The 22,887-nt window shown below is 67.3% G+C and carries 25 protein-coding genes; 11 read left to right on the forward strand and 14 right to left on the reverse strand.

The window, feature by feature from the left end; all coding sequences use genetic code 11:
• Positions 1-10 precede the first annotated feature (10 nt).
• From KQ693_RS03775 to KQ693_RS03795, 5 genes are read right to left on the reverse strand one after another with little or no spacing between them, the layout of a single operon-like run.
• Positions 11-1,399: a dihydrolipoamide acetyltransferase family protein gene (locus tag KQ693_RS03775; RefSeq protein WP_267261959.1), complete on the reverse strand. Its 1,389-nt coding sequence runs from the start codon at positions 1,397-1,399 to the stop codon at positions 11-13.
• Between the two features lie 7 nt (positions 1,400-1,406).
• On the reverse strand, positions 1,407-1,631 hold the full coding sequence (locus KQ693_RS03780; protein WP_267261960.1) for a type II toxin-antitoxin system HicA family toxin: 225 nt from the start codon (positions 1,629-1,631) through the stop codon (positions 1,407-1,409).
• Positions 1,628-1,825 carry a type II toxin-antitoxin system HicB family antitoxin gene (locus KQ693_RS03785; RefSeq protein WP_018111076.1) on the reverse strand — a complete coding sequence of 66 codons (198 nt, stop codon included), beginning with the start codon at positions 1,823-1,825 and terminating at the stop codon, positions 1,628-1,630. Before KQ693_RS03785 ends, KQ693_RS03780 begins: the two co-directional genes overlap by 4 nt.
• Before the next feature lie 15 nt (positions 1,826-1,840).
• A complete protein-coding gene (locus KQ693_RS03790) occupies positions 1,841-2,815 on the reverse strand; it encodes an alpha-ketoacid dehydrogenase subunit beta (protein WP_219759202.1) in 975 nt (324 codons plus the stop codon).
• A 10-nt stretch (positions 2,816-2,825) separates the two neighbouring features.
• A complete protein-coding gene (locus KQ693_RS03795; RefSeq protein ID WP_267261961.1) occupies positions 2,826-3,929 on the reverse strand; it encodes a thiamine pyrophosphate-dependent dehydrogenase E1 component subunit alpha in 1,104 nt (367 codons plus the stop codon).
• 132 nt (positions 3,930-4,061) lie between these two features.
• Between KQ693_RS03795 and KQ693_RS03800 the strand changes: the two genes are divergently transcribed.
• Positions 4,062-4,475: a 23S rRNA (pseudouridine(1915)-N(3))-methyltransferase RlmH gene (locus tag KQ693_RS03800; RefSeq protein ID WP_267261962.1), complete on the forward strand. Its 414-nt coding sequence runs from the start codon at positions 4,062-4,064 to the stop codon at positions 4,473-4,475.
• Positions 4,472-4,870, forward strand: a complete 399-nt coding sequence (locus tag KQ693_RS03805; RefSeq protein WP_267261963.1) for a metallopeptidase family protein — start codon at positions 4,472-4,474, stop codon at positions 4,868-4,870. The genes KQ693_RS03800 and KQ693_RS03805 overlap by 4 nt, the downstream gene beginning before the upstream one ends.
• On the opposite strand, the gene KQ693_RS03810 is transcribed toward KQ693_RS03805, so the two are convergent.
• Genes KQ693_RS03810 through KQ693_RS03820 form a run of 3 tightly spaced genes read right to left on the reverse strand, consistent with a single transcriptional unit; the run spans position 4,815 to position 7,261 of the window.
• Positions 4,815-5,243, reverse strand: a complete 429-nt coding sequence (locus KQ693_RS03810) for a DUF2203 domain-containing protein (RefSeq protein ID WP_267261964.1) — start codon at positions 5,241-5,243, stop codon at positions 4,815-4,817. The genes KQ693_RS03805 and KQ693_RS03810 overlap by 56 nt on opposite strands.
• Positions 5,244-5,294: 51 nt before the next feature.
• Positions 5,295-6,200 (reverse strand): biotin--[acetyl-CoA-carboxylase] ligase, encoded by a 906-nt coding sequence (locus KQ693_RS03815; protein ID WP_267261965.1) that lies wholly within the window; start codon positions 6,198-6,200, stop codon positions 5,295-5,297.
• Between the two features lie 14 nt (positions 6,201-6,214).
• Positions 6,215-7,261 (reverse strand): glucose-1-phosphate thymidylyltransferase, encoded by a 1,047-nt coding sequence (locus KQ693_RS03820; RefSeq protein ID WP_267261966.1) that lies wholly within the window; start codon positions 7,259-7,261, stop codon positions 6,215-6,217.
• A gap of 34 nt (positions 7,262-7,295) precedes the next feature.
• On the opposite strand from KQ693_RS03820, the gene KQ693_RS03825 reads away from it, so the two are divergent.
• Both KQ693_RS03825 and KQ693_RS03830 read left to right on the forward strand, forming a co-directional pair.
• Positions 7,296-8,087, forward strand: coding sequence for a class I SAM-dependent methyltransferase (locus tag KQ693_RS03825; protein WP_038071121.1), 792 nt, complete (start codon positions 7,296-7,298; stop codon positions 8,085-8,087).
• Positions 8,088-8,164: 77 nt separating this feature from the next.
• Positions 8,165-8,545 carry a secondary thiamine-phosphate synthase enzyme YjbQ gene (locus KQ693_RS03830; protein ID WP_015716171.1) on the forward strand — a complete coding sequence of 127 codons (381 nt, stop codon included), beginning with the start codon at positions 8,165-8,167 and terminating at the stop codon, positions 8,543-8,545.
• 10 nt (positions 8,546-8,555) lie between these two features.
• Here the strand turns inward: KQ693_RS03830 and KQ693_RS03835 are convergent, their stop codons facing one another.
• From KQ693_RS03835 to KQ693_RS03845, 3 genes are read right to left on the reverse strand one after another with little or no spacing between them, the layout of a single operon-like run.
• Positions 8,556-10,739: a RelA/SpoT family protein gene (locus tag KQ693_RS03835; protein WP_219759209.1), complete on the reverse strand. Its 2,184-nt coding sequence runs from the start codon at positions 10,737-10,739 to the stop codon at positions 8,556-8,558.
• Positions 10,740-10,756: 17 nt separating this feature from the next.
• Positions 10,757-13,093, reverse strand: coding sequence for a coiled-coil domain-containing protein (locus KQ693_RS03840; protein ID WP_267261967.1), 2,337 nt, complete (start codon positions 13,091-13,093; stop codon positions 10,757-10,759).
• Between the two features lie 2 nt (positions 13,094-13,095).
• A complete protein-coding gene (locus tag KQ693_RS03845) occupies positions 13,096-14,151 on the reverse strand; it encodes a mechanosensitive ion channel family protein (protein WP_267261968.1) in 1,056 nt (351 codons plus the stop codon).
• 32 nt (positions 14,152-14,183) lie between these two features.
• Between KQ693_RS03845 and hemQ the strand changes: the two genes are divergently transcribed.
• The gene (hemQ, locus tag KQ693_RS03850) at positions 14,184-14,936 is read left to right on the forward strand and encodes a hydrogen peroxide-dependent heme synthase (RefSeq protein ID WP_267261969.1); all 753 of its coding nucleotides are present in this window, start codon (positions 14,184-14,186) and stop codon (positions 14,934-14,936) included.
• Between the two features lie 3 nt (positions 14,937-14,939).
• Positions 14,940-15,431, forward strand: a complete 492-nt coding sequence (locus KQ693_RS03855) for a chlorite dismutase family protein (RefSeq protein ID WP_219759213.1) — start codon at positions 14,940-14,942, stop codon at positions 15,429-15,431.
• Here the strand turns inward: KQ693_RS03855 and KQ693_RS03860 are convergent.
• The 3 genes from KQ693_RS03860 to KQ693_RS03870 are packed head-to-tail and all read right to left on the reverse strand — an operon-like array spanning position 15,428 to position 17,340.
• Entirely contained in the window at positions 15,428-16,042 is a 615-nt protein-coding gene (locus KQ693_RS03860) for a PepSY-associated TM helix domain-containing protein (RefSeq protein ID WP_219759214.1), read from the reverse strand. The genes KQ693_RS03855 and KQ693_RS03860 overlap by 4 nt on opposite strands.
• Positions 16,020-16,559 (reverse strand): DUF2271 domain-containing protein, encoded by a 540-nt coding sequence (locus tag KQ693_RS03865; protein WP_219759215.1) that lies wholly within the window; start codon positions 16,557-16,559, stop codon positions 16,020-16,022. Before KQ693_RS03865 ends, KQ693_RS03860 begins: the two co-directional genes overlap by 23 nt.
• A complete protein-coding gene (locus KQ693_RS03870; RefSeq protein ID WP_219759216.1) occupies positions 16,552-17,340 on the reverse strand; it encodes an FAD:protein FMN transferase in 789 nt (262 codons plus the stop codon). The genes KQ693_RS03865 and KQ693_RS03870 overlap by 8 nt, the downstream gene beginning before the upstream one ends.
• 85 nt (positions 17,341-17,425) lie before the next feature.
• On the opposite strand from KQ693_RS03870, the gene KQ693_RS03875 reads away from it, so the two are divergent.
• The 5 genes from KQ693_RS03875 to KQ693_RS03895 are packed head-to-tail and all read left to right on the forward strand — an operon-like array spanning position 17,426 to position 22,886.
• Complete coding sequence (locus KQ693_RS03875) at positions 17,426-18,085, forward strand: response regulator transcription factor (RefSeq protein WP_219759217.1); 660 nt, start codon at positions 17,426-17,428, stop codon at positions 18,083-18,085.
• Positions 18,075-19,277, forward strand: coding sequence for a sensor histidine kinase (locus KQ693_RS03880; protein ID WP_267261970.1), 1,203 nt, complete (start codon positions 18,075-18,077; stop codon positions 19,275-19,277). Before KQ693_RS03875 ends, KQ693_RS03880 begins: the two co-directional genes overlap by 11 nt.
• Positions 19,278-19,309: 32 nt before the next feature.
• Complete coding sequence (locus KQ693_RS03885) at positions 19,310-20,572, forward strand: TolC family protein (RefSeq protein WP_267261971.1); 1,263 nt, start codon at positions 19,310-19,312, stop codon at positions 20,570-20,572.
• The gene (locus tag KQ693_RS03890; protein WP_219759220.1) at positions 20,569-21,600 is read left to right on the forward strand and encodes a TolC family protein; all 1,032 of its coding nucleotides are present in this window, start codon (positions 20,569-20,571) and stop codon (positions 21,598-21,600) included. Before KQ693_RS03885 ends, KQ693_RS03890 begins: the two co-directional genes overlap by 4 nt.
• Complete coding sequence (locus tag KQ693_RS03895; RefSeq protein WP_267261972.1) at positions 21,597-22,886, forward strand: efflux RND transporter periplasmic adaptor subunit; 1,290 nt, start codon at positions 21,597-21,599, stop codon at positions 22,884-22,886. Before KQ693_RS03890 ends, KQ693_RS03895 begins: the two co-directional genes overlap by 4 nt.
• Position 22,887: the final 1 nt, after the last annotated feature.

Consider the following 22,887-nt stretch of genomic DNA (forward strand, 5'->3'; position numbering starts at 1 on the left):
GGGGTCCATCCTACATTTCCAGAAGGAGCAGGTCGGGGTTCTCCAGGAGCCGGATCACCTCCCGGGTGAAGGAGGCCGCCTCGGCCCCGTCCACCAGGCGGTGGTCAAAGGAGAGGGAGAGGTACATGATATCCCTCGCCTGGATGGAGCCATCCGGCATCACCCAGGGCCGCTTCCGGATGGAGTGCACCCCCAGGATGGCGGCCTCGGGTACGTTGATGATGGGGAAGCTCATCAAAGCCCCCACGGAGCCGATGTTGGTGACGGTGAAGGTGGAACCCGTGACCTCCTCGGGGGAGAGCCTTCCTTCCCGGGCCTTGGCGGAGAGCTCGGCGATCTCCTGGGCCAGCTCCAGGATGTTTTTCCGGTCCACGTCCCGCACCACGGGCACGATGAGCCCCCTTTCCGTGGCCACCGCCAGGCCCAGGTGGTAGTAGCGCTTGTAGACGATCTCCTGCCTTTCCTCGTCCAGGCTGGAGTTCAGCATGGGGTACTTCTTCAAAGCCCGCACCACCGCCTTGAAGATGAAGGGGAGGTAGGTGAGCTTCACCCCCTGGCGTTCGGCCTCGGGTTTCAGGCGCTCCCTCAGGGCCACCAGTTCCGTGAGGTCGGCCTCGTCCACGTTCAGGGTGCGCACGGTGTAGAGGTGGCTTTGCCAAAGCCCCTGGGCGATGGTGCGGCGGATGCCCCTTAGAGGGATGCGCTCCTCCAGGTGCTCGTAGCCCTTGGGGGGGGTGTAGCGGGGTGGGAGTGGGAAGCCTGTGGGAAGGGGTGCTGGGGCCTCCCTGGGGCTTGGGGGCGGGGGTTCGGCCTGGGCCTTAAGCTGTTCGGCATAGGCCCGCACGTCCTCCACCCGGATGCGGCCCATGGGGCCGGAGCCGGGGATGGCCTCGAGGGGAATCCCCAGCTCCCGGGCCAGCTTCCGGGCGGCGGGCACCGCCAGGATGCGGCCTGGAGCCTGGCCTTCCCTGGGAGCCCGCTCCGCTTGGCCTCTTAAGAAGGGGTTCTTCACCGCCACCTGGGTGGTGTCCGGTTTGAAGAGGGAGAGATCCTCCTTTTCCTCCTTTGGGGGAAGCCCGGGTTCCACGATGGAGCGCTCCTCCACCGCTTGCACGGGCGGAGCCTCCTCCTTTACCTCCTTTACTCCAGCCACGGCCTCCCCGGGCTCCGCCAGGAGGGCGATGGGGGCGTGGACCTTGACCACCTCCCCTTCCTTGGCCAGCCTCTTCAAAAGCACCCCCTCGTAGGGGGAGGGTAGCTCCACCGTGACCTTGTCGGTCATCACCTCCACGAAGGGCTGGTCCTTCTTGAGGTAGTCCCCTTCCTCCACCAGCCACTTGAGGATCTCGCCTTCCACCACGCTTTCCGCCAGTTCGGGCATGAGGATTTCCTTGGGCATAGGCCTCCTAGATCAGATCTAAAAATTCCTCGAGGGAGATCTGCGCATTTTTGAGAATGTGGGCTAGGGTGGAGCGCTTTATGGGGATATGCGCAGGCACGATGACGATGATCCGCTTTTCTCCCAGCTGCCTCTCCATCCGGATATGGCTTCCCCGTTGGCGCACCACCTGAAAGCCTGCCTTTTCTAAAGCCTTGATCACCCGCTTGTAGGACAAGGAGGGGACCTTCAAACCTCTACCTCGGCCAGCTCAGCGTTCTCCGGCAACTTTTCCTCTAGCGGTTCCAGGTAGAGGGCGATGGCCTCACGGATGTTGGCCAAAGCTTCTTCCAAGGTGTCCCCCTCGCTAATACAACCAGGAAGGGCAGGCACGTAGACGGTGTACCCTCCCTCCTCGCTCTTTTCCAGGACCACCTTTAGCCGCATAAAGCCTCCCTTCAGTCAGTAGTCTAACGCCCGCTTGGCGGCGTTGAGGATGCGGGTGACGGTGGGCAGGTACAGCTTGTCCTGGGCGTAGGGGTACGGGGTGTCAAACCCCGTCACCCGGATGGGAGGGGCGAGGAGCATGTCCAGGATGTCCTCGGCGATGGTGGCCGCCACCTCGCTGACGAAGCTGGCGTGCCGGGGGGCGTCGGATACCAGCACGGCCCTTCCCGTTTTGGCCACGGAGTTCATCACCGCCTCGTAATCCCAGGGCATGAGGGTGCGGAGGTCCAGAACCTCGGCGGAAACCCCTGCCTTCTCCAGCTCCTCCGCTGCCTGGAGCACCTCGGGCATGACGGTGCCGTAGCCGATGAGGGTGAGGTCCTTCCCCTCCCGCCTGACGGCGGCCTTGCCCAGGGGCAGGACATAGTCCTCCTCCGGCACCTCCTCCTTCACCGAGCGGTAAAGCCTTTTGGGCTCCAGGAAGACCACGGGGTCCTCGTCGCGGATGGCTGCCTTTAAAAGGCCCTTGGCGTCGTAGGGGGTGGAAACCGCCACCACCTTGAGCCCGGCGGTGTGGACGAAATGGGCCTCGGGGCTTTGGGAATGGTGGTGCCCCCCCTTGACCCCGCCCCCGGAGGGCATCCGCACCACCAGAGGGGCGGTGAACTGCCCTCCCGAACGGTAGCGGAGCTTGGCCACCTGGCTCACCAGCTGGTCGAAGCCGGGGAAGATGTAGTCGGCGAACTGGATCTCGGCCACGGGCCTTAAGCCGTGGGCGGCCATGCCCAGGGCAGCTCCCACGATGGCGGCCTCGGAAAGGGGGGTGTCCATAACCCGGTCGGGGCCGTACTTCTGCAAAAGGCCTTCCGTCACCAGGAAGACCCCGCCCCTTTTGCCCACATCCTCTCCCAGGACCACCACCCGGGGGTCCAGGGCCATCTCCTCATCCAGGGCCCGGTTCAGGGCTTGCACCATGGTCATGAGGGCCATGGGGACCTCCTTAAAGCTCTTCCTTGAGAAGGGCCTCCTGGCGCTTTAGGTGCCAGGGCTTTTCCGCAAGGACGTCGTCGAACATCCACTCGGGGGGTATGGTGCCCGCTTCCTCGGCTTCCTTCAGGCCCCGCTCCAGCTCGGCGCGGATCTCCGCCCTCAGGTCCTCCTCCCACTCCAGGTTCCAGAGGCCCCTTCCCTCCAGGAAGCGCTGGAAGCGGAGGATGGGGTCCCGTTTCCGCCAGGCCTCCACCTCCTCCTTGGGGCGGTAGCGGCTGTCGTCGTCCGCAGAGGAGTGGGGGCCATAGCGGTAGACCCTGAGCTCCACCAGGCTCGGGCCCTCTCCCATGCGGGCCCGCTCCACCGCCTCCTTCACCACGTAGTAGGAGGCCAGGACGTCCATGCCATCCACCAGATAGCCGGGGATGCCGAAGGCATGGGCTTTGTCGGCGAGGGTGGGGCTATGGGTCTGGCGGCTATAGTCCACGCTGATGGCGTAGAAGTTGTTCTCGGCGATGAAGACGGCAGGGGCGCCCTGCACGGCGGCGAGGTTGATCCCCGCATACCAGTCCCCCTCGCTGGTGGCCCCGTCCCCGAAGGTGCAGACCGCCACCTGGCCCGTGCGCAAGAGCTTCATGCTGATGGCCGCCCCGGCGGCGGGGGGTACGTGGGAAGCGATGGGGCTGGCCACGGTGAAGTAGTTGAGGGCCTTGGACCCCGGGTGCTCGGGCATCTGCCGGCCCTTGTTGGGGTCGGCCTGGGTGGCCAGCATCTGGCCGAAAAGCTCCTTGGGCGGTAGGCCCAGGGCCAAGGCCAGGCCGTGGTCGCGGTAGTAGGGGAAGACCCAGTCAAAGCCCCTTCGAATGGCGTGGGCGATGCCCACCTGGGCGGCCTCGTGCCCGGCGGCGGGGGCGATGAAGCTGGTCTTGCCGGTGCGGATGAGGATGGTGTAGCGCTCGTCCAGCATCCGGGCCGCCAGCATGTCCCGGTACAGGCGGCGTAGCTTATCCTCGTCCAGATCCAAGGGGAAATCCCCTAGCCACTCCCCCTTCTCCCCGATGAGCCTTATGGGCTCGGGGGTGAAGGGCTGAAACCGGTGGGTGTCCTTTACCATAAACCCTCCTTTTCCGGCGCTTTTGGCGCCCGTAGAGCCTGCCCTGGGTAAGGGCCTGGGGCTCTTTTATCGGGGTGGGTTAGGTCCCACTTTCCCTTCGCCCTGAGTATACCCTGGCCTTAAGATGGGGAGGTGCGCCTTAGGGTGGTGGCGGTGGGCAAACCCAGGCTGGATTACGCCCGGCTGGGGGTGGAAGAGTATGCCCTGCGCATCCGGAAGTATGCTCCCCTCGAGGTCCACTTCGTCAAGGAAGCCCAGGACCTCCTGCCCAAGGCGGAAGGCCACCGCAAGGTGGTCCTGGACGAAAGGGGAAAGCTCTTCACCACGGAGGGGCTTCTGGAGGAGTTGAGGCGCTGGGAGGGGGAACGGGTAGCCTTTTTGGTGGGGGGTGCCGAGGGGTACCCTGAGGGGGTACGTGAGGGGGCCGACCTCCTCCTTTCCCTTTCCCCCCTTACCCTGCAACATGAGCTGGCCCTGCTGGTCCTCATGGAGCAGCTCTACCGGATCCTTACCCTGAGGGCCGGGCATCCCTACCATCGGCCATGACCTACGAGGCCTTTGTGGCGCTGGTGGAAAGGGTTTGGGCGGAGATCCCCGAGGCCTTCAAGCGGGAGCTTCAGGGGGTGCACGTCCTTCCCCAGGCCAAGCCGGAGCCCGGGCTAAAGGGGGTGTGGCGGCTTGGGGAATATCTGGACCCCGGCCCTCCTTCCACCTTCCGGGGATTTGAGGGGCTCGGGCGGCACATCGCCCTCTACTACGGTTCCTTCCAAAAGGTGGCGGGGCCGGGGTTTGACTGGGAGGAAGAGGTCTGGGAAACCCTTCTCCACGAGCTAAGACACCACCTGGAGTCCTTGGCGGGCCAGGACGACCTGGTGCGGGAGGACCTTAGGCGCCTGGCCGAGTTTCGCCGGGGCGGGAGGCCTGGGGGAGAAGGCCGTTAGCCTCCTCCTGCAAGGGGCGCCGCTCGGCAAACCCCCCTGCCAGGGGATGGTAGTGGGCCACCTCGGGTTCGCCTTCCTGCCAGCAGAGGAAGACCACCTCTCCGCCCACCCGGCTGGGGAAGTCCACCAGGCCCCGGTCCAGGTCCTTGAGGAAGACGCCCAGGGAGGCCAGGTAACGGGCGTCGGCTTCCAAGGAGCCCAGGAGGAAGCGGGCCTCCTCCTCCAGGGCCCTTCGTTCCAGCCCGCGGACCTCGGGAAGCCGGGCCTGCACCTCGGAGAGCTCCTTCCGGGCCTGCCGCATCTGGGAGAGGACCCGCTGGATCTCGGGCAAGAGGGCATCGGCCTCTTCCTTGGTGAAGATGCGGGCAAACATACCTAGCCTTATCCTAGCACAAACGCTTTGGGAAATCTAAGCCTAGAATACTCAAGGGTCGGACTCCCCGGTCCGGAGGGGGGACACGAGGGCCACCTCGCCCGCGCCTATCCTGACCCCCTCCACCTGGAGGCTGCCGTCGGGGAGGATGGCCTCCGCCACCCCCTCCACCATCCCCTTAGGGGTTTGGACCCGCACCCTTCGGCCCAGGGTGTAGGAGGCCTCCCGGTAGAGGGAGAGGAGGGTTTCCGGGCTTTCCAGAAGGGGGAGGAGGCTTTCCAGGTGGAGGAGGAAGCCCGAAAGCACCTCCCGCCGGGAAAGGGGAGAGAACTCCCTCAAGGCGGCGGCGCCCTCGGGGGCCCAGTCCACGTTCACCCCCACTCCCAGGAGGACGTAGGCCACCTCCTCCCCCTCGGCCTTGGCCTCCAAAAGGACCCCGGCCAGCTTCCTGCCATCGGGGGCCAGGAGGTCGTTGGGCCACTTGAGCCCCCCCACCCCCACCGCCCGCCAAAGGGCCAGGCCGGCGAGAAGGGGAAGGAGGCCCATGGAGGAGAGGGGAAGGGTGGGGCGGAGGAGGAGGGAGAAGGTGAGGCTTTCCCCCGGGCAGCTTTCCCAGGGCCTTCCCCGCCTGCCGCGGCCCCTTTCCTGCACCTCGGCCAGGACCAGGGCTCCCTCCTCAGCTCCTTCCTCCGCCCAGGCCCTTAGGACATCCTGGGTGCTTCCCACCCGCCCCAGGTAGCGGTAGGGCCGGCCGAGCCGCCCTGGGGGGTGGAAGAGGTGGGGAAGGGGGGTGCCGGGCCGGATGCGGTAGCCCTTCCGGCTCATCTCCACGGGGAAGCCCTCGGCGAGGAGCCTTTTCGCCTCCTTGGAAACCGCCTGGCGGCTTATCTTGAGGCGCCGGGCCAGGGCCTCGCCGCTTTGGTAGGCCTCGGTGAGGAGGTCCAGAAGCCGGGCCATGGGGGGGGTGCTCTTCAGGCCAGCTCCACCTGGGAGAGATCCCCCAGGATCAGGCGGTGGGCCCGGGGGAGGCCATCGCGGTTTTTCACCTGGGCCCCCACCCCCAGGATGCTTTCCTGCAGGCGTAAGGCCACGTCTTCCAGGATGGCGTGGTCCTCGAGGATGGAGTACTCCACCTCCGAGCGCACCACCTTGGCCCCGGGCCCTAAGGAGGTGAAGGGCCCGATGTAGGCTCCTTCCACCACCGCTCCCTCCCCGATGAAGGCGGGGCCGATCACGGTGCTTTTCCGTACCCTAGCCCCCTTCTCCACCACCACCCGCCCGGTGAGCTGGCTTTCCACCACCTCCCCCTCCACCAGGGGTTCCAGTTCCTCCAGGATGAGGCGGTTGGCGTCCAGGAGGTCCTGGGGGCGGCCGGTGTCCTTCCACCAGCCCTCCACCTCCACCCCCACCACCTGCTTCCCCCGGTCGATGAGGCCCTGGATGGCGTCGGTGATCTCGTACTCCCCCCGGGCGGAGGGCTTGAGCCCCTCGATGACCTCCAGCACCTCCGGGGTGAAGACATAAACCCCGGCCACCGCCAGGTTTGAGGGCGGCTCCTTGGGTTTTTCCAGAAGGCGCACGATCCTTTCCCCTTCCAGCACCGCCACCCCGAACTGGCTGGGGTTTTCCACCCGCACCAGGGCGATCACCGCGCTCACCCCTGGGGTAAAGGCCTGGAGAAAGCGGGCGATCCCCTTCTGGAAGAGGTTATCCCCCAGGTAGAGGACGAAGGGGCTTTGGCCCAGGAAGTCCCTGGCCACCGCCACCGCATGGGCCAGGCCCTGGGGCTCCTCCTGCAGGATGTAGCGTACCCGGTAGCCCGAAAGGGCCTCCCGGATGTCCTTTTCCGTTTCCGGGGAAACCACCACCCCGATCTCCTCTATCCCCGCTTGCAGGAGGTTTTCCAAGCCGTAGTGGAGGATGGGCCTTCCCGCCACCCGGATCACGGGTTTGGGCCGGGTGTGGGTGAGGGGGCGGAGCCGGGTGCCCCGTCCGGCAGCCAGAATGAGTCCTTTCACGCCGGGAAGTATACCCCGTAAAATGAGAAGAAGGATGCCCAAGGCCTCCGTGCGCATGGCTTACGCCTACGACCGCCTCCGGGCCTACCCGCCGGAGGTGGCGGGCCGCATCGCCACCGCCATAGGGAATGCCCTCGGGGTGCGGGGGGAGGAGGCGGTGCTCCTGGAGCTTGGAGTGGGTACCGGGCGCATCGCCCTGCCCCTCATCGCCCGGGGCTACCGCTACCTGGCCCTGGACAAGGATCCCGGCATGCTGGAGGTCTTCCGCCAGAAGGCGGCGGGGGTTATGCGCAAGGTGCGCCTTATAGAGGCCGATGCCCGGGCCATTCCCCTGCCCGACGAGAGCGTGCATGGGGTGATCGTGGTCCACCTCTGGCACCTCCTTCCCGACTGGCCCAAGGCCCTGGCGGAGGCCCTGAGGGTACTGAAGCCGGGAGGGGTGCTTCTGGAAGGCTGGGATGAGATGGAGGCGGAGGAGGAGCGCTTAATCCAGGAAAGGTGGCGCTTCCTGGTGGAGGCGGAGGGCGTGGGGGTGGTGCGGGGCTTGCACAGAAGGCGGCTAGGAGAGGTGGAGGAAGCCCTAAAGCGGCTTGGCCTTAGGCCCAAGACCAAGCAGGTGGTCCAGTGGCGGGAGGAGCGCACCCTCCGCCAGGCCCTCGAGGCCCTGGAGGAAAGGCTTTACTCCTTCACCCAGCTGGTTCCCGAGGAGGTGCACGAGCGCATCATGCCCGGGCTCTGGGCCTGGGCCCAGGGGGAGTTCGGCGATTTGGACCGCTCCTTCACCCTGGAAAGGAGCTTTACCCTGCGGGCCACCCGCATGGCCTGATACCACCCCATCCTCGCAGGGCCACGCTTAAGCCCTTGCTTAAGAGATTTGCCTTCGTGGCCCGATATGCTTAAAGGATGAAGGCCATCCGCATTTCCACCCCCAAGGAAGGTTTGGTGAACATCACCCGCCAGGTGGAGGAGGTCTTGGCCGGGCACACCGGCTTGGTCTACCTCTTCGTTCCCCACACCACCTGTGGCCTTACCGTGCAGGAGGGGGCGGATCCCGATGTGGCCCACGACCTTCTGGCCCGCCTGGAGGAGCTGGCCCCCAGGGTGCATCCCAAGGACCGGCATGCAGAGGGGAACTCCCACGCCCACCTGAAAAGCCTCCTCACCGGGGTGCACCTCCTCCTTCCCGCCGAGGGGGGGAGGCTTAGGCTTGGCCGCTGGCAGCAGGTTTTTCTGGCGGAGTTCGACGGGCCGAGGATGCGGGAGGTGTGGGTCAGGCTCCTCTAGCCGGGCCCGCCTAGACCCAGCGCACCTCCTGCACGCTTTTCACGCCCTTTATGGCCTGGACCAGGGACTCCCGCTCCCCGTCCTGCACGGTGAGGCGGAGGCGGATGCGGGCCAGGGGTCCGAGGATCCGGGTTTCCGAGCCCAAGGCGCTCTTCCCCGCCTCGGCCACCACCTGCATCACGTCCCTCAGGAGGCCGGCGCGGTCCTGGGCCAGGACCTCGAGGGTGGCCACCTTGCCCCCCACCCCCTCCCAGTAGGCCCCGATGACCCGGTCCGCCTCCGGTCCCTGGAGGATGCGGCGCAGGTTGGGGCAGTCCGCCCGGTGGATGGTGACCCCCCGGCCCCGGGTGACGAAGCCCAGGATGGCGTCCCCTTTCATGGGCTCGCAGCAGGAGGCCAGGCGGATGGGGGCCTGGAGGTCCTGCTCCAGGCGGATCCCCCACTCGTTCCTGGGGGGTGCCTTGGGCTTTTCCGGCTTGAGAAGGGCCTTGGGGTAGAGCTTCTCCGCCACCTGCTTGGGGGTGAGGCGGTTTAGGGCCAGGGCCAGGTAGAGCTCCTCGGGGGAAGGGCTGAGTCCCAGCTTCCTGGCGGCCTCCTCCAGCTGGCTGTCGCTGGGTTTGGGGAGGCCCCGGCGCTTCAGGTAGCGCTCCAGGAGGTTCTGCCCCCTCTCCAAGGTTTCCTGGCGCTCCTGGGTGCGGAAGTACTGGCGAATCTTGCTCTTAGCGCTCCGGGTCTTTGCGAACTCCAGCCAGTCCTTGGAGGGGTGGGCGTTTTTGGCGGTGAGGATCTCCACGATCTCCCCGTTTTGCAGCTCGTAGGAGAGGGGGACGATCCGCCCGTTCACCTTGGCCCCCACCATGTGGTGCCCCACCTCGGTGTGGATGTGGTAGGCGAAGTCCACGGGGGTAGCCCCCTTGGGCAGGTTGATGATCCGCCCCTTGGGGGTGAAGACGAAGACCCTGCCCCCGAGGAGGTCCCGGGTCACCGCCTCCACGAACTCCCGGGAGCTGCTAAACTCCTGCTGCCACTCCTGGATGCTTTTAAGCCAGGAAACCCGCCTCTTTAGCTCCTCGGGGTCGGTGAGGCCCTCCTTGTAAAGCCAGTGGGCGGCGATCCCGTACTCGGCGATGCGGTGCATCTCCCGGGTGCGGATCTGCACCTCCAGGGGAAGCCCCTCCAGGGCGATGACCGTGGTGTGGAGGGACTGGTAGCCGTTGGGCTTGGGCACGGCGATGTAGTCCTTAACCCGCCCGGGGATGGGCTGCCAGAGGGCGTGGACCAGGCCCAGGACGTGGTAGCAGACCTGCTTTTCCCTCAAGGCCCTTCCTTCCTCCGTGGGGGCGGGCTTGGGGTCCAGGATGACCCGGACCGCCAAGAGGTCGTAGATCTGTTCCAGGGCCTTCCCCTCCCGCTCCATTTTCTTCCAGATGGAGTAGAGGTGCTTGGGGCGGCCCGTCACCTCCAGGCTTTGGAGCTGGGCCTGGAGGAGCTCATCCCTCCTTAGGGCTTCCTCCAGGGCCGCCATGGCCTTTCGGATGATCTGTTCCCGGGCCTCCTGGGTTTCCTGGATGCGGGAAAGAAGGGCGTGGTAGGCCTCGGGGTGGAGGTAGCGGAAGGAAAGGTCCTCCAGTTCCCACTTGAGCTGCCCCATCCCCAGGCGGTGGGCCAGGGGGGCGTAGATCTCCAGGGTTTCCTGGGCGATGCGCCTTTGCTTCTCGGGGGGCATGTGCTCCAGGGTGCGGAGGTTGTGAAGGCGGTCCGCCAGCTTCACGATGATGATGCGCACGTCCTCTGCCATGGCGATGAACATCTGGCGGAGGTCCTCTGCCCGCTTCTCCTCCCCCTCGAGGTTGGCCAGCTTGTAGAGCTTGCTGACCTTGGTCTCCCCCTCCACCAGCCTGCGCACCGCAGGGCCAAAGCGCCTTTCCAGCTCCTCGGGGGCCACCCCGCAGTCCTCCAGGGTGTCGTGGAGGAGGCCCGCCATCACGGTATCCGCATCCATGCGCAAGGAGGCCAGGATCTCCGCCACCGCCACCGGGTGGGTGATGTAGGGCTCCCCGCTTCTCCTGAGCTGGCCCCGGTGGGCCTCCTCGGCGAAAAGGTAGGCCTCCCGCACCTTTTCCCGCTCCCCCGCTGGGAGATAGTCTAGAAGAGGTGCAAGCTTTTCCCAAAGAGCCGAAACGGATACCACCATTTTTCAGTGTAGCACCCCTAGGAGGTGAGCTCCAGGAGGAAGGCGGATAGGCTGGTTTTTCCCAGCAGGGCCACCAGGGTGCGGCCCTTGCGGGGGGCCAAGACCAAGGCCTTCTCCCCCAGCAGGATGGCCGCCGGCCCCCGGGACTGGCCCAGGCTTTTATCCAGCTGGTCCAGGGCCTGGACCAGGGCTTCCAGGGGTTCCTTGGGCAGGGGGAGGGCCTCCCCCAGGTAGCCCAGCACCTCCACCCCAGGAAGGCGCAAGGGGGCGAGGTCCGCCTCGAGCACCTTGGGCGAGGGTGCCCCGGTTGGAGCCTCCGGTGCCCTGGCCTGGGCCGGGGTCCTTCCCTGGTCGAAGACTCCCAGGAGGGCCTCGAGCTCCTCGCCTCTGATCTCCTGGAGCACAGCCTTGGCGGCCTCCTGCTCCCTTTCCAGCTCCCGGAGAAGGGCCTCCGCCTGGCTTAGGGTTCTTTCCACCTGGAGGAGGCCTTGGGGTCCCAGGCGGGAAAGCTTTTCCTGGGCGCTTCTCAGCACCGGCAAAAGGGCCTTTAGGCGGCGACCCGTTTCGCTTTGGAACCCCTCGAGGCGGGCGTAAGCCTGGAAGAAGGCGGTGAGGCGGGTGGTGAGCTCCTCCCGCTTCACCTCCATCCGCCGCTTTAAGGCCTCCAGGGCCCGGGCTACAGGGGTGGGGTCGGGGAGGGGCTTGCCCTTTTCCTCGGCGATGGCCCGCAAGACCCCTTCCCCCCCGAAGCCGCGAAAGCGCTCCGCCAGGGCCTGGAGGCGGGAGAGCTCCAGAAGGGCTTCCTGCCGGGCCTGGGCCTTGGCGTCCTCCAGGCTTTTCTGTAAAGATCCCAGGTCGGGAAGGCTTCCCTGGGCCAAGAGGGCTTCCGCCTCGGCCACCTTCTCCTTTAGGCCCAGGGCCAGGGCCTCGGGCTTTAGGGCCTCCAGGGCCTTGGCCGCCTCGGCGAGCTTGGCCCTTAGGGCGGCCTCCTCCCCCTGGGCCTTGAGGAGCTCGGCATACCGGGCCCGCACCTCGGGAAGCCTTTGGGGAAGGGCTTCTAGGGGGAGCGCCTTCAGTTCCTCCAGGAGGGGGCGGAAGGCTTCGCCCTTTTTCTTTAGCTCCTCCACCAGGGCTTCCTTTTCCTGGAGGAGGCGCTTTTCCTCCTCCGCCTTGCGCCGGGCCTCCTCTTCCAGGCGCCTGAGCTCCTCCTCCAGGGGAAGGAGGTCGGGGTAGCCTCCCTCCTCCAGGGTTTCCTCCGCCAGCTGCAAGGCCCGTTGTAGGGGGAGCTTGGCTTCCTCGGGCAGGGAAAGGAGGCGCAGGGCCTCCTGAAGCTGGATCAGGCGGGCCCGCTTCTCGGCCCGGAGGTTCCTCTCGGCCTCCTGAAAGGCTTCCTCCAGGGCTTGGAGCTTTTCCCCCACGGGGGTGCCCGCATCCAGAAGGGCCTGGACCTCGGCGAGAAGGGGGCTCACCGTGGCCCGCTCCACCAGGGGGGCAAAGCGCCTTAAAAGCTCTTCCAGCCTGCGCTTCTCCTCCTCCACCTCCAGGGCCAGGATTCTCCGGCTGGCCTCCTGGGAAAGGGCCTCGAGATCCACCACTAGCTCCCCTTCCAGGTCGGAGGCCTCCTCCACGGTGAGGAAGACGTCGGTGGGGTGGGAAGAGGGCGTTTCCGCCTGGGGTGGGGTTTCCGGGGCAGCCTCCTGGGTTTCAAAGACGATCTCCGGCAGGGTGGGGGTCTTGACGGCGCTGGACTCCAGGAACTTCCTTAGCTCCAGGGCCAGGCTCCGGGCCCGCTCCACCTCCGCCTGGGCCAGGATGCCCTCCTTCTGAGCCTGGCGGATGGTTTCCACCAGGCTCTCCAGCCGCCGCACCTTGGGCCCTCCCAGGTGGCGCACCCTTTCCAGGGCCTCCTCCAGGTGGGCCAGGTCCTTGGCCTGGCGCAGGAGGGCCTCCTCCATCTTCTCGTCCAGGGCCTCTAAAAGCTCTTCCCCCTCTGCCAAAAGCCCAGGGTCCGGGAACTGGCGCAGGCGGTTGACCAGGGCCCGGAGGCGGGCCACCTCCGGCCAGTCCACATAGAGCCCGAAGCGCTTCAAGCCCTGTTCCAGCTTGGCCAGCCTGGCACCCTGGCCTTCTATCTTGGCCAGGACCCCCTCCACCAACCGCCTGGCCTCCTCCGGGCGCATGCGGGCCTGGAGCTCGCGGTAGACCAGGCCCTTTAGGAGGTGAGCCCCCTCCGCCGGGGTGAGCTCGGAGGGCCGTTTGCCCAGGCGCTTCAGCCCTTCCTCCAGCACCGCCTCGGCCCTGGTGCCCAGGTGGGGGTGGATGGCCTCCAGGATGGTTCCGTAGACGTCCGGCATCCTTACGCTCCCTTCTCCAGCCTAAGGGGTTCGCCGAAGTAGAGCTTCTGGTGGGGGTAGGGGATCTCGATCCCCTCCTGGTCCAGGCGGTTTTTGATGCGGCGGCGGAACTCCCGGGCCACGGCCCACTGCTGGGCGGGCTTGGTGCTGAAGAGGACCCGGATCACCACGGCGCTGTTTCCCAGGTCCTGCACCCCCAGGACCTCCGGGGGTTCGGTGAACCGGTCCTGCCACTCCGGATCCTGGTGGAAGCGGGCCACCTCATCTTGGAACACCGCCAAAACCCGGTCCAGGTCCTCCTTGTAGGCCACGCCCACGTCCACCACCGCCCGGCTCCACTCCTGGGTGAGAACCGTCACCTGGTGGACCTCGGAGTTGGGGATGAAGTGGACCCGGCCCTCCAGGTCCCGGAGGACGGTGAGGCGCAGGTTGAAGCGCTCCACCTGCCCCCCCACCCCGTTGATGAGCACGATATCCCCCACCCCGTACTGATCCTCCAGGAGGATGAAAAACCCGTTGATGAAGTCCCGGATCAGGTTCTGGGCGGCGAAGCTGATGGCCAGGCCCACCACCCCGGCCCCCGCCAGGAGGGCGGTGACGTTGAAGCCCAGGTTGGAAAGGAGGAAGAGTCCCCCCAGGGTGAGGATGGCCACCTTCAGCACGGAATCCGCCACCGCCCTCAGGGTTTTGCGCCGCACCGCCTCCCGGGTGAGCTCCCCTTCGGGCTCGGGAAGCCGGGCGAGGAGGAGGGGCACGAGGCGGTAGGCCACCAGGGTGAGGCCCAGCACCGCCAGAATGGCCAGGCCCCGGCTTCCCAGCCACTGGGCGAGGGCCTTCCCCCAGGTGGCCAGGGGCTCCAGGGGCCAGGCGAGGGCGTGGGCCAGGTAGCTCAGGGCCAGGAGGGCCACCACCCCCCACCAGAGGAAGCCGAGGACCCGGAAGAAGCGGTCATCCCGTTCCGTGGGGGTGAGGCGCCCCAGGGCGTTCAGGGCTCTGGCTCCGTAGAGGCCTAAAAGCCAGGCCAGAAGGAGGGCGAGGGCTACGTGTAGGGCCACCATGGTGGGAGTATATCCCCGGGTATATTGGGGGCATGGGAGGTCACATTCCTGAGCCCACCTTTACCCTCGAGGGCTGGCACATCCTTCACGACTTCCGCCGCCTGGACCATGCCGCCTGGTTCTCCGCCCCCAAGGAGGAACGGCAGGCCGCCTGGGAGGAGCTTTCGGAGATCCTGAAGGAGTGGGAGAAGGTGGAGGCGGAGGGCAAGGGGTCCTTCGGCGTGTACCAGGTGATCACCCCCAAGGCCGACCTCCTCTTCCTGAACCTGAGGGAGAGCCTGGATGCCCTCTTAGAGGTGGAGGCCAGGCTCAACAAGAGCCTTTTCGCCCGCTACCTGAGCCCCGCCTACGGGTTTTACTCGGTGGTGGAGCTGGGAAGCCAGACCGGGCTCTTGGATCCCGAGGCCCCCTACATCAAGCCCCGCCTGACCCCCAGGGTGCCCAAGACGGGCTACGTCTGCTTCTACCCCATGAACAAGCGCCGCCAGGGCCAGGACAACTGGTACCTCCTCCCCGCCAAGGAGCGGGCGGAGCTCATGAAGGCCCACGGGGAAACGGGAAGGAAGTACCAGGGCAAGGTCTTGCAGGTGATCAGCGGGGCCCAGGGCCTGGACGACTGGGAGTGGGGGGTGGACCTCTTCAGCGAGGACCCCATCCAGTTCAAGAAGATCGTGTACGAGATGCGCTTTGACGAGGTATCCGCCCGCTTTGGCGAGTTCGGGCCCTTCTACGTGGGCAAGCGCCTCAGCCAAGAGGCCCTGGCCCGCTTCCTGGAGGTGGGGTGAGGCATGCCGCGCCTTTGGGGGTTCAGCCTCTATAGGCTTTTGCCGGAGTTCCGCCGCCTCGAGGCCGAGCACCAGGAGCACCTTAAAGAGGAGTTCGCCCAGTTCCTGGCCCGCTGGCAGGAAAAGGAGGGTTTCCTCCAGGTCTACAGCCTGGTGGGGCTTTCCCCCGAGGCCGACTTCCTCCTCTGGCAGGGGGCCTCGCACCCCAAAGCCCTCCAGGCCCTGAGGCGGGAGATGCACCGCACCCGCCTCATGGGGTTTCTGGAGCCCGTGGCCCTTTACCTGGACCGGGGGGAGGGGGAGCCAGGGGAGGAGTTTTTGGCCCTTTTCCCCTTCGGCCTGGAGGGAGGCCCGCCCGAGGGGGCGAGGGTCTTCCAGGGGGAGGGGCTTTTGGCCCTCGAGGGGCCCTGGGAGGTGCTCTTCCCCCTGGCCCTGCGGGAAGGGGGGTACCTCGCCGCCCGGCGCACCCCCAGGGAGCTTCTGGACGAGCTTTAAAGGGAGGCCCAGAGGGCCAGGCCCCCGAAGAGGAGAAGGCCCAGAAGCAGGGTGAGGAGGGCCGGACGCCGGGTTTTGCGCAGGAAGAGGCTCAGGAAGAGGCCGGTGAGGCTCACCAGGGCCAGGAAGAGGGCGGAGAGGTCTATGGCCCATTTCCAGGCTCCCGGGGTATCCCGGCCCTTGTGCAGGTCGTTGAGGGCCGCTACCAGGCCGGCCTCCGAGAGGCTTAGGGTGTACGCCCCCGTCTTCAGGTCCACCTGGGCATCGGCCCCGTAGCCGGGGGCCCGGAAGGAAAGCCAGGCCTGGGCCCCGCTTTGGCCGTACTCGGAGACCCGCCCCCTGAGCCCGAGGGCCCGGAGGTCCTCGGAAAGCCTCAGCCAGTCCACGGCCTCCCCCTGCAGGTAAGGGGCACCGGGCAGGGTTCCGGTGAGCTTCCTCACCCGCCCTTCCCCGAACCACTCGGGGTGGTTCAGGGTGAGACCGGTGAGGGCGAAGAAGAGGACCGCCATCAGGGCCAGCATGGAAAGGTAGAGGTGAAGGACCCGGGCCCAGGCGTAAAGGCGGGCCCTGAGGGGGCTGGCCCCGCTTCTAGGTTTTCCTGCGGTAATCAAGGCTCACCTCCCTAAGCTCCCCCCTCAAGGGGTAGGTTTTCTGGAAGGGCTTGTCCCCGATCTCCACCCTTTCCCGGAAGAGCTCGTAGGGGCCATGCTCCCGGGCGTACTCCACGCACACGTAGTAGCCCCCCTGGGGCACGGTGCGCCCCCGGTCGTCCAGGCCATCCCAGGCCAGGGTGTACTGCCCTGGGGGACGGGTGGGGCCGGAAAGGGTGCGCATGGCCTCGAGGCTCCCCTGGGTGAAGTAGCGCCGGAGGGCGTTCCACCACCGTTCCCCCTTCCCCGGCATGAGGAAAAGCCCCAGGGTGCGGACCAGGTTCCCCTTCTCGTCCTCCACGTACACGGCCACGTAAGGGGCCCGGTAGCGGAACCCACCACCCTCGTAGGTGAAGCTGACCCTGAGCTCCATCCCTTGCGGCCAGGCCTTGCCTTGGCCCCGGGCCAACCCCAGGGCCAGGGCCCCGCCCAGCACCCTTCGGAAAAAGCTCCTGCGGCTGTAATAACGCTTAAGCATCCTTCCCTCCCCTAAGCCCGGGGCTCGGTACGGGGCCATCCGGGGTGAAGAGGATTCCCTCGGCTCCAAAGCCCCTGAGCACGGAAAACCCCTCCTTCCCCAGGAGGAAGAGGGCCTTGGTGAGGCCATCGGCCAGGAGGGCGCTGGGGGCGATCACCGTGGCCTGGAGGGCTGTTGGGGGGCTTGCCGGGGCTTTCCGGCGGGGGTCCAGGAGGTGGAGCCCCTTATGCCGTAGCCCGCTGGTGGCCACGCCCCCTTCCCTCAGGGAAAGGATCCAGGCGGGCTTGGCGTTGTCGGGGCCCTGGGGGTCCTCCACCTCCACCTCCGCCTGCCCGGGCCCCCGGCGGGCCAGGTCCCCACCCAGGTTCACCAGGACGGCCCGGGCCCCCGCTTGGATGGCCGCTTGGGCCGCCCGGTCGGCGATGTAGCCCTTGGCCAAGCCGTCCAGGTCCAGGGGAGCCAGGACCTCCACCTCCTCCCCGTGGAGGCGCAGGGCTTCCCCCCCGTGCCGGGGAGCGGGGTGGAAGGCCCCGCCCGTGGCCTCCTGGAGCCTGAGGGCCCAGGCGAGAACCTCCCGCACCTCCGGGCTTGGCCGGCCTCCCCCCTGGCGCACCAGGCGGGTGAGCTCGCTATCCCGGTGGCGGCTCAAGAGGCCCTCCAGCCTGACCACCTCCTGCACCACCGCCGGGAAGACCCTGCGGACCCTCCAGGGCGGGGCGAGGACCTGGACCTCCAGGAAGCTTCCCAGGATGCCCTCCCATCTGGCCCCGTACCGGCCCATGCCCTAAAGGGTAGGGGAGGGTGGTTAGGTGAGGGTTAGCCCGGCCCATAACCCCCGCCTAACCGCAGGGGGGCATACTGGAGGCGTGCAGGTTCTCCTCCTCGAGGACGAGCCCCGCCTGGGCCGGGCGGTGGAGGGAGCCCTTAAGGCCCAGGGCTACGGGGTGCGCTGGGCCAGGGGTTTGGAGGAGGCCAGGGATGCCTTCTTGGAGCTGGAGCCCGACCTCATGGTGCTGGACGTGCGCCTGCCCGAGGATCCCGACGGGGGCTTCCGCTTCGCCCAGGAGGTGCGCCAGGCGGGGTACAAGGGGCCCATCCTGTTCCTCACCGCCCGGGATACCCTCGAGGACCGGGTCTTCGGCCTGGACCTGGGCGGGGACGATTACCTGGTGAAGCCCTTCCACCTGGAGGAGCTTCTCGCCCGGGTGCGGGCCCTTTTCCGCCGGCAGGCGGAGGCGAAGGGGGCCCGCCTGCGCCTTGGGGACCTGGAGGCGGACCTGGCGGGGCGGGCGGTTTACCACCGGGGCCAGCGGGTGGACCTCTCCCTTAAGGAGTTCGCCCTCCTGGAGGTCTTCCTTCTCCATCCGGGCCGGGTCTTCCCCCCGGAGGAGCTGGCGGAAAAGGTCTTTGGGGATGCGGAAAAGGTGGGGGCGGTGAAGGTGTACATCCACTACCTGAGGCAGAAGCTTCATCCGCAGGTCATACGCACCGTCCCCGGGGGGTACCGGCTTGGCCATGAGCCTTAGGGCCCGCTTGGCCCTCTTCCTGGCCCTTTCCGTGGGGCTTGCCCTCCTCTTCCAGGGGGCCTTGAGCTACCTGGCCTTCAAGCGCCTCCTCGAGGCCGACCTGGACCGCTCCCTCCTCTTCTACGTGGCCGCCCTCTCGGAGGGCCGGAGGCCCCCAAGGGGGGAGTTCGCCTTCCGCCTGGTGCAGGGGGACAAGGCCCACCAGAGCGCCAACTTCCCGGACTGGCCGGACCTTCCCCCCGGGGCCCGCTGGCGGGAGGGGTGGCGGGTTCTGGTCCTGGAGGTGCCGGGGGGTACCCTCACCGTGGCCCGCTACGACCCGGGGGCGGCGGGGGCCTTGGCCCGCTTCCGCCTGGCCCTTTGGGGAAGCGGGGCCTTGCTCACCCTCTTGGCGGTGCTCCTGGCGTCCAGGGTGGCCCAGGCGGCTTTGACCCCCCTTTCCCGCCTCACGGAGGTGGCCCGGCGGGTGGCGGACTCCGGGGATCTTTCCCACCGGGTGGCCCCCGGAGGGGGAGGGGAGCTCAAGGCCCTGGCGGAGGCCTTCAACCACATGCTGGAGCGCCTCCAGGCCTTTTTGGATAGGGAGCGCCGCTTCACCCGGGACGCCGCCCACGAGCTGAGGACCCCGGTGGCCGCTGCCCTGGCCCAGCTGGAGGCGGCGGAGGCAGGGTATCTGCCCCGGGAGGAGGCCCAGGAGGCGGTCAAGGAGGAGCTTCTCCGCATGAAGCGCCTGGTGGAGGCCCTCTTGGTCCTGGCCCGGGAGGGAAGGGTGGAGCGGATTCCCCTGGACCTGGCCCAGCTGGCCCGCCAGGAGGCCGAGGCCTTCGGCGTGCCCTACCGGGGTCCCGGCCATCTGGCCTTCCAGGGGGATCCCCTGCTTCTTTCCCAGGCCCTGAGGAACCTTCTGCAGAATGCCCTCCTGCACGGGGAGGGCCTGGGGGTGGAGGTGGCCTTGCGGGTGGAGGGGGAGGAAGCCTTCCTGGAGGTGCAGGACCAGGGGCCGGGAATGCCTGAAGAAGCCTTGAAGGAGGCGGCCAGGCCCTTCTTCCGGGCCTCCGGGAAGCCTGGGGAGGGCCTTGGTCTTTCCGTGGCTGCCAAGGTGGCCGAGGCCCATGGAGGGCGGCTGGAGCTCAAGCCCAACAGGCCCCGGGGCCTTATCGCCGCCCTCCGGCTTCCCTTAACCCTGGGCTAACCGCCCACCCTTAGGCTGGCAGGGAGATGGAGATGAGGAAGACATGGCTCTTCTTCCTGCTGCTTCCTGCCTTGGCCCAAGGGGTGGACCTGCGGGCTTTGGTGCGGCAAAGCCCCGGTTTTCGCGACCTGGAGGCGGCGAGGGCCCAGGCGGAGCTTGCCCTGGAGGCAGCCCGGGCAGGGCTTGCCCCTACCCTTGCTCCCCAGGGCAGCTACTCCCGCACCCCCTTGGGTCAGGAAAGCCTTTCCCTGGGGGTGGGGGGAAGCCTGCCCCTTTTGCCCTGGGGGCCGGCCCAGGATAACCTGCGGGCCGCCGAGCGAGCTTATCGTCAAAGCCTTCAGGACCTCAAGGCCCAGGAGAACGCCCTTTTCCAGAAGGCCCTGTCCCAATACCTGGATGCCTACCTGGCTGGGCTGGACCTGGGGGTGGCCCGGAAGACCCTGGAACTTAGAGAGGCCCAGCTCAAGGCCGTGGAGGCCCAACAAGCCCGGGGCCAGGCTACCTTCCAGGCTCTCCTGGAGGCTCAGGCTAACCTCGCCCAGGCTCAGGCGGATGCCTTGCGGTCGGAACTGGCTTTGAGCCTGGCCCGCGCCCGCCTTGAGGCCACCTTGGGCACCCGGGTAGAGCCTCTTCCCCTCTCCCCACCCCGGGTCCTACCCACCCTGGAAGAGGTTCTAAAGGCCAAGGAGCGGAGGCCCGATGTGCAAAAGGCCCGCCTGGCCTTGGAGGAGGCGGAGGACCTTCTGGCCCAGGCCCGGCGCGACCGGTTCCTGCCCCGGGTAAGCGTCAACGTGAGCGGAACCGAAGCGGGTACGGGTTTTGGCCTCGGACTGGACCTTAAGTCGGGCGAGCTAAGCTACGCTCTTCAGCATGCCCTTCTGGGCGCATCCCAAAGCGGCCTTACCCTTCAGGCCCAGGCCAGCTTTCCCCTTTACAGCCCTTCCCAGGACCTGGGGCTGAGGCAAAAGGAGGAGGCGGTGGAGCAGGCCAAGCGGGCTTTGGAAAATGCCCTTTCGGCTGCGGAGTTGGACCTAAGGTCAAAACACCAAACCCTTTTGCAGGCCCAGGCGCAGATGGGGGTAGCGTCCAAACTCCTGGAGGCCGCTAAAAATTCCCTGGATACGGCGCAAAAACGCCTGGAGGTGGGAACGGGAACCCGTCTTGAGGTGGCGCAGGCTGAGGTTAACCTCCTCCAGGCGCAGCGTACCTGGGAAGGCGCGGTGTCTGCCCTTTTGCAGGCCTACTACGCCCTCTTGGACGCCATGGGGGAAGCCCTTTTGGGAGGTGAGGAATGAGGCGAGTGCTGGCGGTTTGGTTCTTGGGTACCCTGGCCCTAGCCCAGTCCACCCTGGACTGGCAGGGGGCGTGGAAGCTGGCTTTGGAACGTAATCCCGGCTACCAAAATGCCCTTCTTTCCCGAGAGGCGGCGGCAGGGGAGCTTAGGGCCTTGGAAGCCGACCCCAGCACCCTGGTCCTGCCCCTCACCCAGGCGCGGCAGGCCTTGGCCCTGGCCGAGGTCCAAGTGCAGGCAAGCCGCCTCACCCTTCTGCAAAGCCTTCTTACCGCCTACACCAGCCTCCTCGAGGCTCAGGAGAACGAAAAGGTGCTGGAGGCCAACCGGGCCCTGGCGGAGAGGAACCTGGCGGTGGCCCGCGCCCGGAGGCAGGCGGGAAACGCCACCGATCTGGACGTGGCCAAGGCCGAGGCCAATCTGCGCTCGGCGGAGTTGGCCCTGCAAAATGCCCAGGGCCAGCGCCTGGCCCTGGTAAAGGCTTTGGAGGCGGTGTTGGGCCTTCCCCTTTCCCAGGAGCCCCGGCTTGCCCTTCTACCTGAGCCCAAGCCCCTCGGCCCTTCCCTGGACGCCTTAAAGGAGGGCCTGGAAAACCGTCTTCCCAGCCTCCTCCAGGCCCGGCAGGCGGTGGAGCTGGCGGAACTCCAGGTGAGCCTGGCCGATAACGACTACACTCCCCGCCTCACCTTGGAGAAGGCCCGGGCTGGGCTGGAAACCGCTCGCAAGAACCTTCAAAATACCCTAGCCCAGGCCCTGGCCAACCTGGAGAGCACCTACGCCCAGGCCCAGGCCGCCTGGGGCCAGGTGCTCACTGCCCGCGAGGCCCTGGCCAACCAGGAGAAAACCCTTGGGGTGGCCCGCCGCTCCTACCAGGCGGGCACCATCAGTCTTCTCCAACTTGAGCAGGAGGAGGTGAACCGTCTCCAGGCCCAGCAGTCCCTCTTGCAGGCGCAAAACGCCTACTGGCGGGCCTTGGCGGCCTTGGGCGTGGCGGCGGGGCGGGACCTCGCGGGCTTGGGGGTGGAGCCATGAGGCGTTGGTCCCTCCTGGTCTTGGCGCTCCTTCTGGGTGTAGGGGGCTACCTCCTTCTCCGCCCCAAGGGGACCCCCAGGGCCCAGGAGGTTCCCGAGGTCTACACCGTGGCCCGGGGGGAGGTGCGGGTGGTGGTGGCAGGATCGGGGCAGCTGCAACCTTGGAGGACCCTCGAGGTACGTCCCGAGGTCCAGGGGATCCTTCTTTCCGTGGTGGAGGAGGGGAAGGCGGTGAAGGCGGGCGAGGTGTTGGCGGAGCTGGATCCCGATCCCTTCCGCCGGGCTTGGGAATCGGCCCGGGCCGACCTGCAAAGGGCCGAGGCCAGCCTGGCCAACGCTCGCGCCCAAGGGGAAAGCAGTCTGGCTTCCTTGCAAGCCGGGGTGAAAAACGCCGAGGTGGCCTACGCCAACGCCCAGGCTTCCCTGGAGACTGCCCGGCGTAACCTGGAGGCCACCCGCCTGCTCTACCAGGCGGGTGGGACGAGCCGCCAGGCCCTTTGGGATGCGGAGACTGCCTATGCCAATGCTCAGCGGGCCCTGGAAAATGCCCGGGCTAGCCTCGAGGCCCAGCGGGAAGCCTTACGCCTGCGCCAAGCCCAGCTGCAGGAGGATCTCAGGGCCCAGGAGGCTGCTTTGTCTCAGGCCCGCCTGGCCCTGGCGGAGGCCCAGGCCAACCTGGAGAAGACCCGGGTCCGTGCCCCCTTCGCCGGGGTGGTGCTTTCGGTTTCCGCCAACCCTGGGGCCCAGGTGGGCCCAGGCACCCCGCTCCTCACTTTGGGCAACCTCTCCGCCTACGCCTTGGTCCTGGAGGTGGACGAAACAGAGATCGCCAAGGTCCGGGTGGGGCAGAGGGTGGACGTGACCCTGGAAGGCCTCCCGGGGGAGACCTTCCAGGGCCGGGTGGAGGCCATCAGTCCTCAGGGCCAGGTGGTGAACAACATCCCTGTCTTTAAGGTGACCGTTCGCCTTCCCTACGATCCCCGCCTGCGCCCCGGCATGAGCGCCGATGGGGAAATCGTGGTGGAGGAGGCCCGGAATCTCCTGGTGATCCCCAAGCGGGCGGTGGAGCGGGTGCGGGGGCGGGCCTACGTGAACGTCCTCCTTCCCGATGGTTCCACGGATACCGTGCGGGTGGTTCTGGGGCCGGAAGATGCCCGGATGGTGGCGGTGCTCGAGGGGTTGAAGGAGGGGGACCAGGTGGTTCTGCCCAAGGCTGGGGGTGCATCCCAGACCCCGCGTACTCCCTCATCTCCCTCCCCGGTTCCCCTCCCGGGCTTTGGGAGGTAGA

Origin of the sequence: Thermus brevis (genome assembly GCF_026427635.1) — a bacterium.
Classification (GTDB): Bacteria; Deinococcota; Deinococci; order Deinococcales; family Thermaceae; genus Thermus; species Thermus antranikianii.

What these genes read in the sequence shown, in the direction of transcription:
- KQ693_RS03840 (WP_267261967.1), bottom strand. Translation starts at nt 13,093, where the DNA reads ATGCCGGACGTCTACGGAACCATCCTGGAGGCCATCCACCCCCACCTG.
- KQ693_RS03805 (WP_267261963.1), top strand. Translation starts at nt 4,472, where the DNA reads ATGACCTACGAGGCCTTTGTGGCGCTGGTGGAAAGGGTTTGGGCGGAG.
- KQ693_RS03845 (WP_267261968.1), bottom strand. Translation starts at nt 14,151, where the DNA reads ATGGTGGCCCTACACGTAGCCCTCGCCCTCCTTCTGGCCTGGCTTTTA.
- KQ693_RS03895 (WP_267261972.1), top strand. Translation starts at nt 21,597, where the DNA reads ATGAGGCGTTGGTCCCTCCTGGTCTTGGCGCTCCTTCTGGGTGTAGGG.
- KQ693_RS03885 (WP_267261971.1), top strand. Translation starts at nt 19,310, where the DNA reads ATGAGGAAGACATGGCTCTTCTTCCTGCTGCTTCCTGCCTTGGCCCAA.
- KQ693_RS03825 (WP_038071121.1), top strand. Translation starts at nt 7,296, where the DNA reads ATGCCCAAGGCCTCCGTGCGCATGGCTTACGCCTACGACCGCCTCCGG.
- KQ693_RS03795 (WP_267261961.1), bottom strand. Translation starts at nt 3,929, where the DNA reads ATGGTAAAGGACACCCACCGGTTTCAGCCCTTCACCCCCGAGCCCATA.
- hemQ (WP_267261969.1), top strand. Translation starts at nt 14,184, where the DNA reads ATGGGAGGTCACATTCCTGAGCCCACCTTTACCCTCGAGGGCTGGCAC.
- KQ693_RS03775 (WP_267261959.1), bottom strand. Translation starts at nt 1,399, where the DNA reads ATGCCCAAGGAAATCCTCATGCCCGAACTGGCGGAAAGCGTGGTGGAA.
- KQ693_RS03835 (WP_219759209.1), bottom strand. Translation starts at nt 10,739, where the DNA reads ATGGTGGTATCCGTTTCGGCTCTTTGGGAAAAGCTTGCACCTCTTCTA.
- KQ693_RS03790 (WP_219759202.1), bottom strand. Translation starts at nt 2,815, where the DNA reads ATGGCCCTCATGACCATGGTGCAAGCCCTGAACCGGGCCCTGGATGAG.
- KQ693_RS03815 (WP_267261965.1), bottom strand. Translation starts at nt 6,200, where the DNA reads ATGGCCCGGCTTCTGGACCTCCTCACCGAGGCCTACCAAAGCGGCGAG.
- KQ693_RS03890 (WP_219759220.1), top strand. Translation starts at nt 20,569, where the DNA reads ATGAGGCGAGTGCTGGCGGTTTGGTTCTTGGGTACCCTGGCCCTAGCC.
- KQ693_RS03870 (WP_219759216.1), bottom strand. Translation starts at nt 17,340, where the DNA reads ATGGGCCGGTACGGGGCCAGATGGGAGGGCATCCTGGGAAGCTTCCTG.
- KQ693_RS03810 (WP_267261964.1), bottom strand. Translation starts at nt 5,243, where the DNA reads ATGTTTGCCCGCATCTTCACCAAGGAAGAGGCCGATGCCCTCTTGCCC.
- KQ693_RS03880 (WP_267261970.1), top strand. Translation starts at nt 18,075, where the DNA reads ATGAGCCTTAGGGCCCGCTTGGCCCTCTTCCTGGCCCTTTCCGTGGGG.
- KQ693_RS03855 (WP_219759213.1), top strand. Translation starts at nt 14,940, where the DNA reads ATGCCGCGCCTTTGGGGGTTCAGCCTCTATAGGCTTTTGCCGGAGTTC.
- KQ693_RS03865 (WP_219759215.1), bottom strand. Translation starts at nt 16,559, where the DNA reads ATGCTTAAGCGTTATTACAGCCGCAGGAGCTTTTTCCGAAGGGTGCTG.
- KQ693_RS03785 (WP_018111076.1), bottom strand. Translation starts at nt 1,825, where the DNA reads ATGCGGCTAAAGGTGGTCCTGGAAAAGAGCGAGGAGGGAGGGTACACC.
- KQ693_RS03830 (WP_015716171.1), top strand. Translation starts at nt 8,165, where the DNA reads ATGAAGGCCATCCGCATTTCCACCCCCAAGGAAGGTTTGGTGAACATC.